General features: G+C 71.3%; 1 protein-coding gene (cut by a window edge). It reads right to left on the bottom strand.

Annotated features, from left to right (window positions below; all coding sequences use genetic code 11):
- Window positions 1–13,098, bottom strand: partial view of a non-ribosomal peptide synthetase gene (locus CCZ27_RS04235; protein WP_096445868.1) — the 5' portion only. It extends 852 nt beyond the left edge of the window; the window shows 13,098 of its 13,950 coding nt (coding positions 1–13,098); its start codon is at window positions 13,096–13,098; its stop codon lies off the left edge, out of view.

Below are 13,098 nucleotides of genomic sequence, written 5' to 3'. Positions count from 1 at the left end.
CACTTCACTGCCTTCCCGCCCCAGTTGCTGCGCCAGTTCGGCCAGGCTCGGCGCCGCGAACAGCGTGCGCACGTCCGCGTACAGCCCTTCGCGGCGCAGCCGCTCGATCAGGCTCACCGTCAGCAGCGAGTGACCGCCCAGTTCGAAGAAGTTGTCGTGGCGCCCGACCTGCTCCACCTTGAGCAGGTCGCTCCACAGCCGCGCCAGCGTCTGTTCCACCTCGCCTTGCGGCGCCTCGAACGCGCGGCTCGCCCCGCCGCCTTCGGGCGCCGGCAGCGCCGCCCGGTCCAGCTTGCCGTTCGGGGTCAGCGGGAAGCGCGCCAGCCGCACGAACGCCGACGGCACCATGTACGACGGCAGCGCGGCCACCGCGTGCGCGCGCAGCGCTTCCACCGGCGCCTCGCCCACGTGGTACGCCACCAGCCGCTTCTGGCCCGGCCCGTCCTCGCGCGCCAGCACCGCCACTTCCTGTACGCCAGCCACCGCCGCCAGGCTGCCTTCCACTTCCCCCAGTTCGATCCGGAAGCCCCGCACCTTCACCTGGAAGTCGTTGCGCCCGATGAATTCGACTTCGCCGTCCGGACGCCAGCGCGCCAGGTCCCCCGTCCGGTACATCCGCGGCGCCGGCTCCAGCGCCGTGGCCGCCGCGAACGGGTCCGCCACGAAGCGTTCCCGCGTCTGTTCTTCCAGGTTCAGGTAGCCGCGCGCCACCCCTACCCCGCCGATGTACAGTTCCCCCGCCACCCCCACCGGCACCGGCTGCCCCTGCCCGTCCAGCAGGTACAGCCGCATGTTGGCGAACGGACGGCCGATGCTCACCCGGCTCACCCCCGGCACGTGGCGCACGTAGGCCGCGCTGCACGAGATCGTGATCTCGGTCGGGCCGTAGGTGTTGATCAGCCGCGTCGGCGCCGCCCGACCGCCCTGCAGCGCCTCCCACTGCGCCAGCGCGTGCGCCGACAGCGCATCGCCCGTGACGTTGATCAGCCGCACGCCTTCCAGCCAGGCCAGACCCTGTTCCGGCGACACCTGCCATTCGCCCACCAGCGTGTGCCAGTGCGCCGCCGTCAGGTGCACCACGTCCGGACGCACCCGCTCCGGCGCCCCGGCCTCGCCCACGCCGAACAGGTCGTTGCCCGGCACCAGTGTCGCCCCGCCCAGCAGCGCCGGCAGCGTCTCTTCCAGCGAGAGGTCGAAGTTCAGCGAGTTCTGCTGCAGCACCCGCTCGCCCGCCTGCAGACCAAACCAGCCGATCGCCTCCAGCGTGTAGTTCACCAGCCCGCGGTGTTCGATCATCACCCCCTTGGGGCGGCCCGTCGAACCCGAGGTGTAGATCACGTAGGCCAGGTGCCGCGCGTCCAGTCCGAGATCATCCGGCACGCGGTTCGTCTCCGGCGCCCCGGCCCACGCTCCGGCGTCGGCCGCCAGGTCCAGCAGCGCCGGCACGCGCTGCCCGGCCGCGGCCAGCGCCGCCAGTTGCGCTTCGATCACCGGGCGCGCCGCGCCCTGGCTGAGCACCACCGCCGGTTCGCTGTCGGCCAGCATGTAGGCCAGCCGATCGCCCGGGTAGGCCGGGTCCAGCGGCACGTACGCGCCGCCCGCCTTGAGCACCGCCAGCAGGCCCGTCACCATGTGGAACCCGCGCTCCACGCACAGCGCCACCCGCACTTCCGGGCCCACCCCCAGGCTCGCCAGGTGGTGCGCCAGGCGGTTCGCCCGTGCATTCAGTTCGCCGTAGCCCAGCGATTCGCCCCCGAACCGTACCGCCGGCGCCTGCGGCGTGCGCGCCGCCTGCGATTCGAACAGTTCATGCACGCAGCGCGCCAGCGGGTACGGCTTCGCCGTCGCGTTCCACCCCGACACCACCTGCTCGCGCTCCGCGGCCGGCAGCACGTCCAGGGCGTTCAGCGAGGTCCCGCCTCCGCTCGACAGCGCCGACGACAGCGCATGCAGCGCTTGTGCCATGAAGGCGCACACCCGTTCCGCCTCCACCGTCCGGCTCACCTGCGCCGTCAGCAGGAAGTCCTCGCCAAGATCGTCTACGTCCAGGCACAGGGGGTAGTTGGTCTTTTCGCGCATCCCGGATTGCTCCACGGCCTGCAGAAAAGCCTGTGCAGCCTCCACGCCCGGTTCGATCGGGCTGTGCCGGTAGTTGAGCAGCGAGGTGAACAGCGGCGCCGGCGCGTCGACCGCGCTGCAGCGCTGCGCCAGCGTCAGCGGCGCATGCTCGTGGCGCAGCAGCCGTGCGAGCAGGGTGTGCGCATCCTTGAGGCGTGTCCCGGCACTTCCTTCATCCACACTGAGGCGCACCGGCAGCGTGTTGATGAACATCCCCATCATGCGGTCGCTCTGTCCGCCGCCCTGCATGCGCCCGAACAGAACGGTGCCGAATACGACATCCTTCCGCCCGGTTGCGCGCGCCAGCACCAGCGCCCACGCCAGGTGCATCAGGCTGGCTGCACTCACCCCCAGGGCGCGAGCCTGGGCCCGCAGCGCGCATGCGAGATCGTGAGGCAGCAGGGCGCGCGCCGTGCCGAGGCCCCGCCCGTCGCCCTGCACGTCCGTCAGCCCGAACGGCGCCGTCGGTTCGTCGATGTCACCCAGCATGTCGTGGAAGAAGGCTTCGTGCTCTGCCTGGCTCACCCCCAGCCGCGCCTGCGCCACGAAGTGCCGGAACGGCACCGGCGCCGGCAGTTCCGCTTCGCGGCCCTGTTCGATCAGCTCGGCTTCCTCGACCAGCAGGTCCAGCGTCGTGTGGTCGATCGCCAGGTGGTGCGCCAGGATGTGCAGCAGCCAGCGCCCGTTCCGCGCGTCCTCCACCAGGTGCGCGCGCAGCAGCGGCGCGCGGCCCAGGTCCAGCCGCGTGTGCTGCGGGTCGAAGCGCGCTTCCAGCGCCGCGGCCAGGTCTTCCGTGTCGAAGTCGGCCACGTCCAGTTCGACCAGCTCGAGCCGCGCTTCGCGCTGCACCACCTGCACCGGCTGCGACAGCCCTTCCCAGTACACCGCCGTGCGCAGGATGTCGTGCCGCCCGATCACCTGCTGCACCGTGTCCACGAAGCGCGACACCGCTTCGCGCTGCCTGAAGCCGTACACGCTGGGCAGCAGGTACGGGTCGCCGTCCTCGGCCATCAGGTGGTGGAACAGGATGCCTTCCTGCAGCGGCGCCAGCGGGTAGATGTCCTGGACGTTCCGCACGCCCCCGGGCACCTGCGCCACCAGCCGGTCCAGTTCGTCCTGCGTCAGCGCCGCCAGCGTCACCATCTCCGGCGTGATGCGCTCCGCACTGCCGTCGGCCGGGATGCCGTTCGGCGGCACTTCGATCCGCGCCGGTCCCGCGCCCACGCTCGCGGCCAGTTCGGCCAGGCTCGTGCTGGTGAAGAGCGCGCGTACGTCGGCCTGCAATCCGGCCTGGCGCATGCGCTCGATCAGGCTCACCGCCAGCAGCGAATGCCCGCCCAGTTCGAAGAAGTTGTCGTGGCGGCCGACCTGCGCCACCCCGAGCAGTTCGCTCCACAGCCGTGCCAGCGTCTGTTCGACCTCGCCTTGCGGCGCTTCATAGCCGCGGCGCACGAAGGCGTCGCCTTCGGGGGCCGGCAGCGCCGCCCGGTCGAGCTTGCCGTTGGGCGTCAGCGGCAGGCGCGCCAGGCGCACGAAGGCCGACGGCACCATGTACGACGGCAGCCCGTCGCCCGCGTGCGCGCGCAGCGCGTCGGCCGCGGCGTCACCCACGTAGTACGCCACCAGGTGCTGGGTGTCGTCGGCGCCGTCCGCACGGGCGATCACCACCACGTCGCTCACGCCTTCGCATTGCGCCAGGTGTGCCTCGATCTCGCCCAGTTCGATGCGGAAACCCCGCACCTTCACCTGGAAGTCGTTGCGGCCCAGGTACTCGATCGTCCCGTCCGCCAGCCACCGGCCCAGGTCGCCCGTCTTGTACATGCGCGGGGCCGGGTTCCCGGCCGTGGCCGTGGCGAACGGGTCCGCCACGAAGCGCTCGGCCGTCAGCTCCGGCTGGTTCAGGTAGCCGCGCGCCACGCCGTCGCCGCCGATGTACAGCTCCCCCGCCACCCCGATCGGTACCGGCTGGCCGTGGCCGTCCAGGATGTAGATCCGCGTGTTGCCGATCGGGCGGCCGATGTGCAGCACGCCGTCCGCGCTCAGTGTCCCCGAGCTGGCCACCACCGTGTTCTCGGTCGGGCCGTAGTTGTTCACCAGCGCCTGCCCCGACGGCAGGCCCGACGGCCAGCGCCGCAGCCGGTCGCCGCCGATCAGCAGGCTGCGCACCCCGCCGTTGGCCTGGCCGTGCGCGAGCGCGTGCTCGGCCAGCGGCGTCACCAGGAAGCTCACGTCCAGCGCCTGCGACTGCCACCATGCCAGCAGCGCCTGCGGGTCCCCTTCGCTCGCCGCCGGCGCCAGCAGCAGCGTGCCGCCCGCGGCCAGCACCGGCCAGGTCTCCCACGCGCAGGCGTCGAACGCCACCCCCGCCGTGCAACTGCTGCGGCTGCCCGCCTCCAGTCCGAAGCGCTCGATGTGCCAGCCGATCAGGTTGTTCAGGCTGCGCTGTTCGATCATCACCCCCTTGGGGCGGCCCGTCGAACCCGAGGTGTAGATCACGTAGGCCAGATGATGCGGCCTCAGCCCGGCGACCGTCACCGCGCCCTCGGGCAGGTCGCGCCAGGCGCCGTCCTGGCGCAGGTCCAGCACCGGCAGCGCCGGTTCGTGGCGTGCCGCGGCGATCGCGATCAGGGTCTGCAGCTCCGCCTCCAGCCCCCCGTCGGTCAGGATCACGCCCGGTTCGCAGTCTTCGAGCATGTAGGCCAGCCGCTCGCCCGGGTAGGCCGGGTCCAGCGGTACGTAGGCGCCGCCGGCCTTGAGCACGGCCAGTTCCGCCACCACCAGTTCCACGCTGCGGCCCAGGCATACCGCCACCCGCACGTCCGGCCCCACGCCCAGCGTGCGCAGGTGGTGCGCCAGGCGGTTCGCGCGGGCGTCCAGTTCGGCGTACGTCAGCGACGTTTCGTCCTGCTGCAGCGCGACCGCCTGCGGCGTGCGCGCGGCCTGCGCCTCGATGAGTCGTGCCGTGCCCTGTTCCAGGGCGTACGGCCGGTGCGTGGCGTTCCAGCCGTCCACCACCTGCGCGCGCTCGGCCTCGGGCAGGATCGCCAGCCGGCTCACCGCCACGTCCGGCTGCGACAGCATCGCTTCGAGCAGCACCTGCCAGCCGCCCATCATCCGTTCCATCGTCGCCCGCGACCACAGCGCCGTCGCGTAGTTCAGACCCCCGCCCACGCCCCCTTCCAGCGGCATCAGGTTCAGCGTCAGGTCGAACTGCGCCGTCGCCTGCGGGCTCGACAGCGGGCGCAGCGTCAAGCCCGGCAGGCTCAGTTCTCCTTCCGGCGTGTTCTGCCACGCCAGCACCGCCTGGAACAGCGGCGTGGTCGACAGGCTGCGCGGCGGCTGCACCAGGTCCACCACCTGCTCGAACGGCAGCGCCTGGTGCGCCTGCGCTCCCAGCACCTGCGCCTTCACCCGCGCCAGCAGGTCGCGCGTGTCCGGTCCTTCGCCCGCTCCTTCGTCCTGTCCTTCATCCGCGCCCGCCGCGCGCAGGTCCACCGGCAGCGCCAGCGTGTTCACGAAGAACCCGATCAGCCCTTCCACTTCCTGGCGCGTGCGGCCGGCCACCGGCGTGCCGATCACCACTTCGTCCTGTCCCGCCAGCCGGCCCAGCAGCACGCCCCAGCTGGCCAGCAGCACCATGTACAGCGTCACCCCTTCGCGCTGCGCCAGCGCCTGCAGCCGCTGCGTCAGCGCCTCCGGCAGCCACACCGGCACCGTGTCGCCCCGGTAGTCCTGCTGCGCCGGGCGCGCGTGGTCCAGCGGCAGGCTCAGCAGCCGCGGACGCGCCGCCAGCGTCGCCTGCCAGTACGCCTGCTGCGCCGCCAGCGCGCCCCCGCTCAGCCACTGCCGCTGCCACGCCGCGTAGTCCGCGTACTGCACCGCCAGCGCCGGCAGCGGGTCGTCTTCGCCCGCCACGCAGGCGCCGTACTGCGTGCTCAACTCGTCGAGCAGCACCCCGATCGACCAGCCGTCCGAGATGATGTGGTGCATGCACAGCGACAGCACGTGGTGCCCTTCTCCCAGGCGCATCAGCCGCGCCCGCAGCAGCGGGCCGCGTTCCAGGTCGAACGGCGCCGACGCTTCCGACCCCAGGCTCGCCTGCAGCGCCGCGTCCTGCGCTTCGCCCGCCAGCGCCGACAGGTCTTCCGTGTGCCACGCCAGCGCACTGTCGGGGCCGTCGATCACCTGCACCGGCTGGCCCTGTCCGTCCACTCCGAAGCGCGTGCGCAGCGCTTCGTGGCGCGCCTGCACCCGCCACAGCGCCTGCGCGAGCGCCGCGGCGTCCAGTTCGCCTTCGAGCGCGACCGCGCCGGCGATGTGGTACGCCTCGCTCGCCCCGCCCAGGCGGCCCAGGAACCACAGCCGCTGCTGCGCCAGCGACAGCGGCAGCGGCGCGGCGCGGTCGGCCCGCCCGATCGCCTCGAGCACCGCCCCGGCTTCGCCCGCCGCGCGCCGCGCCTCGATCCGCGCCGCCAGTTCGGACAGGCTCGCCGTGTCGAACAGTTCGGACAGGCTCAGCTCCAGTGCGACTTCGCTGCGCAGCCGCGACACCAGTTGCACCGCCAGCAGCGAATGCCCGCCCAGTTCGAAGAAGTTGTCGTGGCGGCCGACCTGCGCCACGCCGAGCAGTTCGCTCCACAGCCGCGCCAGGGTCTGTTCGACCTCGCCCTGCGGTGCTTCATAGCCGCGGCGCACGAAGGCGTCGCCTTCGGGGGCCGGCAGTGCGGCCCGGTCGAGCTTGCCGTTGGGCGTCAGCGGCAGGCGCGCCAGGCGCACGAAGGCCGACGGCACCATGTACGACGGCAGCCCGTCGCCCGCGTGCGTGCGCAGCGCCTCGGCCGCGGCCTCGCCCACGTAGTACGCCACCAAATGCTTGGCTTCGCCGTCGCCCGATTCGCGCGCGATCACCACCACGTCGCTCACGTCCGCGGCCTGCGCCAGGTGCGCTTCGATCTCGCCCAGTTCGATCCGGAAGCCCCGCACCTTCACCTGGAAGTCGTTGCGGCCCAGGTATTCGATCGTCCCGTCCGACAGCCACCGGCCCAGGTCGCCCGTCCGGTACATGCGCGCCGGGGCGTCGCCCTCGGCCACGGTGACAAACGGGTCCGCCATGAAGCGCTCGGCCGTCAGCTCCGGCTGGTTCAGGTAGCCGCGCGCCACGCCGTCGCCGCCGATGTACAGCTCCCCCGCCACCCCGATCGGCACCGGCTGGCCGTGGCCGTCCAGGATGTAGATCCGCGTGTTGCCGATCGGGCGGCCGATGTGGGAGACGAATCCCGTCTCCCGCGACATGGACACCCAGGTGGAATAGGTCGTGGTCTCGGTCGGGCCATACAGGTTGCACACGCGGTGCACCCCGGTGCGCTCGAAGATGCGCTCGACCAGCACGCGTTTGAGTGCTTCGCCGGCAAGGTTGACCACGCTCACCCGCGCAGGCACCGCACCATCGCCGACGAGTGCGGACATCGCGGAGGGCACGGTGTTGATCAGCGTGACGTCGCGCGGGCCATCGAGCAGCGCAAGCGCATTGTCCACCAGGTCGATGCTGCAACCTGTCGCCAGCGGGACGAAGCACTCGAACACCGCGAGGTCGAAGTTGATCGATGTCGCGAACAGGGTGCGCTGCAGGTCTTCGGCGCGAAATGCGTGCTGCGCCCAGGTGACGAAGTTCACCGCGTTGCGGTGCTCGATGGCCACCCCCTTCGGCCGGCCGGTCGAACCCGAGGTGTAGATCACATAGGACAGATGCGTGCTGGCGAGATCCGGTACCACGGGATTCGTCGCGGGGCAGGCCCCGCTCTCCAGCCACTTCGCCGAATCCTGCTCGACGTCCAGCAGATGCAGGGCAGCCGCCGCTTCCGGCGCATGGCATGCGAGCATCTCGCGCCCGACGGCGTCGACCAGCACCGCCGTGGGGGCGCTGTGATCGAGCATGTAGGCGAGCCGCTCGCCCGGGTAGGCCGGGTCCAGCGGCACGTAGGCGCCGCCGGCCTTGAGCACCGCCAGCATGCCGACCACCATGTCGGCCGTGCGCGAAAGACTCAGTGCGACGCGGCTGTCCGGCTTCACGCCGAGACTCAGCAGATGGTGTGCAAGCTGGTTGGCGCGCGCATTCAGTTCGGCATAGGTGAGACTGGATGAACCATGGCGCAACGCGCAGGCGTCCGGCGTGCGCCCGGCCTGGGCCTCGAAGAGCTGGTGCAGGCACAGCGTGCGCGGATAGGGCAGGACGGTATCGTTCCAGGCTTCCAGCACCTGGTGGCGCTCCGCCTCGGGGAGCACGCCGAGCGTGCCGATCGGCCGCTGCGGTGCATGCGCCAGCGCGTCGGCCACGCCTTCGATGGCGCGCCGCATGAACTCGCAGATACGTTGCGGCGCAAGCGGCGAAACGGACTGTACGGAGAGCAGGAAACCCTCGCCCAGATCATCCACGGAGATGATGAGCGGATAGTTGGTACGGTCGTGCGCATGCAGCAGCTCGGCATCGTTCGCCGACTCCTCGCCGCCCTGCTCGAGATGCACTTCCGCGCTGTGCCGGTAGTTGAGCAGCGACGTAAACAGCGGCGCCGGTGCTTCGACCGCGCTGCAGCGCTGCGCCAGCGACAGCGGGGCGTGTTCGTGACGCAGCAGTTGCGCCAGCCGCGCGTGCGTCTGCCGCAGCGCCGCTTCCACGCCTACTTCGCCCACGCCCAGGCGCACCGGCAGGGTGTTGATGAACATCCCCATCACCCGGTCCGCGCCTTCGCCGCCCTGCATGCGCCCGAACAGCACCGTCCCGAACACCACGTCCTCGCGCCCCGTCGTGCGCGCCAGCACCAGCGACCACGCCAGGTGCATCAGGCTCGCCGCGCTCACCCCCAGCCGGCGCGCCTGCGCGCGGACCGTCTGTGCCAGCGCCGGGTCCAGCCGCAGCCGTGCTTCTTCGATCCCGCTGCCGTCGCCCTGCACGTCCAGCAGCCCGAACGGCGCCGTCGGCTCGTCGATGTCGCCCAGCATGTCGTGGAAGAAGGCTTCGTGCTCTGCCTGGCTCACGCCCAGCCGCGCCTGCGCCACGAAGTGCCGGAACGGCACCGGTGCCGGCAGTTCCGCTTCGCGGCCCTGTTCGATCAGTTCGGCCTCTTCGACCAGCAGTTCCAGCGTCGTGTGGTCGATCGCCAGGTGGTGCGCCAGGATGTGCAGCAGCCAGCGTCCGTTCCGCGCGTCCTCCACCAGGTGCGCGCGCAGCAGCGGCGCGCGGCCCAGGTCCAGCCGCGTGTGCTGCGGGTCGAAGCGCGCTTCCAGCGCCGCGGCCAGGTCTGCCGTGCCGAATTCTTCCGCGTCCAGTTCGACCAGCTCGAGCCGCGCTTCGCGTTGCACCACCTGCACCGGCTGCGACAGCCCTTCCCAGTACACCGCCGTGCGCAGGATGTCGTGCCGCCCGATCACCTGCTGCACCGTGTCCACGAAGCGCGACACCGCTTCGCGCTGCTTGAAGCCGTACACGCTGGGCAGCAGGTACGGGTCGCCGTCCTCGGCCATCAGGTGGTGGAACAGGATGCCTTCCTGCAGCGGCGCCAGCGGGTAGATGTCCTGGACGTTCCGCACGCCCCCGGGCACCTGCGCCACCAGCCGGTCCAGTTCGTCCTGCGTCAGCGCCGCCAGCGTCACCATCTCCGGCGTGATGCGTTCGGCACTGCCGTCGGACGGGATGCCGTTCGGCGGTACCTCGATCCGCGCCGGCCCCGCGCCCACGCTCGCGGCCAGTTCGGCCAGGCTCGTGCTGGTGAAGAGCGCGCGCACGTCGGCCTGCAGCCCGGCCTGGCGCATGCGCTCGATCAGGCTCACCGCCAGCAGCGAATGCCCGCCCAGTTCGAAGAAGTTGTCATGACGGCCGACCTGCGCCACGCCGAGCAGTTCGCTCCACAGCCGCGCCAGCGTCTGTTCGACGTCGCCCTGCGGCGCTTCATAGCCGCGGCGCACGAAGGCGTCGCCTTCGGGGGCCGGCAGCGCGGCCCGGTCCAGCTTGCCGTTGGGCGTCAGCGGCAGGCGTGCCAGCCGCACGAAGGCCGACGGCACCATGTACGACGGCAGCCCGTCGCCTGCGTGCGCGCGCAGTGCTTCGGCTGCGGCCTCGCCCACGTAGTACGCCACCAGGTACTTGGTGTCGGTGTCGCCGTCCGCCCGCGCGATCACCACCACGTCGCTGACGTCCGCGGCCTGCGCCAGGTGGGCTTCGATCTCGCCCAGTTCGATGCGGAAGCCCCGCACCTTCACCTGGAAGTCGTTGCGGCCCAGGTATTCGATCGTTCCGTCCGCCAGCCACCGGCCCAGGTCCCCCGTCCGGTACATGCGCGCCGGGGCGTCGCCTTCGGCCACGGTGGCGAACGGGTCCGCCACGAAGCGCTCGGCCGTCAGCTCCGGCTGGTTCAGGTAGCCGCGTGCCACGCCGTCGCCGCCGATGTACAGCTCGCCCGCCACCCCGATCGGTACCGGCTGGCCGTGGCCGTCCAGGATGTAGATCCGCGTGTTGCCGATCGGGCGGCCCAGCGGCACGCTGGCCGCCTCTTCCGCCAGCGATTCGATCTCGTGCGTGATCGCGAACGTCGTGCTCTCGGTCGGGCCGTAGCCGTTGAGCAGGTGCTGCGGACGGTGCTCGCGCAGCACCTTGCGCACCACCCGCGGGTCCAGCGCGTCACCGCCGATGATCAGGTAGCGCAGACCCGGCAGCACCGGGCCCAGCACCCGCTCGTACTGGTTGAACAGGCCCACCGTCAGCCACAGCACGCTCACCGCGCGATCACCCAGCGCCCCCGCCAGACGCTGCGGATCGAGCAGCGTGTCCTGGTCGATCACCACCACCGCGCCGCCGTTGAGCAGCGCCGCCCACACTTCCAGCGTGCTCGCGTCGAACGCCGGGTTCGCCGCCAGCGCCACCCGGTCGCCCGCGCCGAACGCCGCGTAGCCGTTGTTGCGCACCAGCCGCACGATCCCCCGGTGCAGGATCTCCACCCCTTTCGGGCGGCCCGTCGAGCCCGAGGTGTACATGACGTAGGCCAGCGCGTCGCCGCCCGTGCGCACCTCCGGCGTGCCGGACGGTTGCGACGACAGCGCCTCGCCGTCCGCGTCGAGCCGCTGCAGGCCGGACAGTTCCGCGGCCGCCGCTTCGCCGGCGCGCCCGATCAGCAGGCGCACCCCCGCGTCCTGCGCCATCAGCGCCTGGCGCTCGCCCGGCAGCACCGTGTCCAGCGGCAGGTACGCTCCGCCCGCCTTGAGCACCGCCAGTTCCGCCGCCACCAGTTCGGCCGAGCGCGGCAGGCTCAGCGCCACCGCCTCGCCTGCCTGCAGCCCTGCATCGAGCAGCGCGTGTGCCAGGCGGTTCGACCACGCGTCCAGTTCCGCGTAGCTCAGCGTCCGCTCGCCGTCGAGCACCGCCGGCGCGGACGGCGTGGCCTGCACCATCTGTGCGAACAGCTCGCCCACCCCGCTCTCCCGCGGGTAGGCGTAGGACGTCGCGTTCCAGCCGTCCACCACCTGCGCGCGCTCGGCTTCGGGCAGGATCGCCAGCCGGCTCACCGCCACCTCCGGCTGCGACAGCATCGCTTCGAGCAGGCCCAGCAGATAGGTGGCGTAGCGTTCGATGCTCTCCCTGTCGAACAGGTCGGTGCGGTAGGTCAGGGCGCCGCCCAGCCGGTCGCCGCCGTCGGTGAGGTTGAGCATCAGATCGAAATGCGCCGTGGTCTGCCGCTGCTCGATCGCGGAAAGACGCAGTCCGGGCAGATCCTCGTTGCCGCCGTCCGGCGTGTTGTTGAACGCCAGCATGACCTGGAAGATCGGGTTGTAGGCCAGACTGCGCTCGGGTTTGACGGCCTCGACGATCTGCTCGAACTGCAGTTCCTGATGCGCGAAAGCCTGCGTCACCGAAGCCCGCACCTGTTCCATCAGGCCGATGGCCGTCGCCTCGGGATCGATCCGGATGCGAAGCACGAGCGTGTTGGCGAAGAAGCCGATCAGGGGCTCGAGTTCGGCGCGTTCCCGTCCGGCGACAGGCGTTCCGATCACGAGATCCTGCTGGCCGCTCAAGCGCGACAGCAGGGCGGCCCAGGCCGTCAGCAGCACCATGAACAGCGTGCCTTTGCCGCGTTGCGCGAAGACGCGCAGGCCCTGGGCCGTCTGCTCGGGGATCTCGAAGCGCAGCACGTCGCCATCGAAGGTCTGATCGTCCCTGCGCTGGCGATCGAAGGGCAGATCGAGCACGGCCGGCGCGCCTTCCAGGTAGCCGCGCCAGAAGCCGATCTGCTCGTCGAGGGCAGCCCCCGCCAGGCGCGTCCGCTGCCAGGCCGCGAAATCCGCGTACTGGACGGGAAGCGGCGGGAGCGGGTCGTCCCGGCCGGTCGCGAAGGCGGTGTATAGCTCCCTCATTTCCGAGGCGAACACCCCGATCGACCAGCCATCGGAAACGATGTGGTGCAGCGTGATCAGCAGCACGTGCTCGTCGTCGCCCAGGCGCAGCAGGCGGCCGCGGCACAGCGGTCCCGTCGCCAGATCGAAGGGGTCGCCGACTTCCCTGGCGGCGATCTCGTCCACGCGCGCCTGCCGGGCCGCCTCGGGCAGCGCGCCGAGATCCTCCTCGCTCAGGGCGAAGGTGGAGCCGGCCGGCGCAATCACGGCACGCGCTTCGCCGTCCTCCATGGCGAAGGTGGTGCGCAAGCTTTCGTGGCGGCCCACGATCGCATCCAGCGCGGCGATCAGTGCATCGCGCTGCAGGCGGCCTTCGAGGCGGAATGCCGTGGCAAGGTGATAAGCCTTGCTCCCCTCCGGATCCAGACGGTCGATGAACCACAGGCGCGCCTGCGCCAGGGACACCGGTATCGCCTGTGTGCGATCCGCATGCGGAATGACTGAAACGGCGGGCGATGCGGCCACCGCTCCCTTTTGCTTCAGTCGACGCAGCAGGAGTTCGAGTTGTCTGGCGTCGAGATTGCTGTTCGCAGGCTTGGTCAT

It is taken from the genome of Thauera sp. K11 (assembly GCF_002354895.1).
In the GTDB taxonomy this organism is placed as follows: domain Bacteria; phylum Pseudomonadota; class Gammaproteobacteria; order Burkholderiales; family Rhodocyclaceae; genus Thauera; species Thauera sinica.
This window is presented reverse-complemented; position numbering and strand designations above follow the sequence as displayed.